The sequence below is a fragment of the Kineococcus sp. TRM81007 genome (assembly GCF_022669155.1).
In the GTDB taxonomy this organism is placed as follows: domain Bacteria; phylum Actinomycetota; class Actinomycetes; order Actinomycetales; family Kineococcaceae; genus Kineococcus.
This window is the reverse complement of sequence record NZ_JALBVB010000003.1, coordinates 1-396: the sequence shown is the minus strand read 5'-3', so window position 1 is coordinate 396 and position 396 is coordinate 1. Positions and strand designations below refer to the sequence as shown.

At 48.2% G+C, this 396-nt stretch carries 1 protein-coding gene; it reads left to right on the top strand.

Features of this window, described 5'->3' with window-relative positions:
* A partial coding sequence (locus MN205_RS00010; protein ID WP_242123061.1) for a hypothetical protein occupies positions 1-195 on the top strand: 195 nt, incomplete at its 5' end.
* Between the last annotated feature and the right edge of the window lie 201 nt (positions 196-396).

Below are 396 nucleotides of genomic sequence, written 5' to 3'. Positions count from 1 at the left end.
CGCTTCCTTAACACACGTATGCATTTTGCAACCCCTGGCTTTCCGGCATTGCGTTTTACAGCTTTGCTTTCCGGCTATCCTTTCGGCATCCCTTGCGGTTTGCCTTCCGGGATGGAGTGTTTTCAGGACAATGGAGTTAAAGCATTTCTTGCGATTTGCTCCGGCTCATTGCGCAACCTTCAACTTTGCAGCTGATTGGGTTACCGGGAGAAATTAGGGAAACTTTCGTCTCTTTCGTCTTCCCGCCTCACAACTCAACCATTGAAAGAACGACTGGCGTTTTTGTCTGGTCGATAGAACTAATCAGAACTGGTCTTTTCGTTCAACCTCCGTCTCTTCCGATGTGCAGGCCCGAAAGCCTGAGAGATCCGGTTGTTTGATCAGTTAAGAACCATT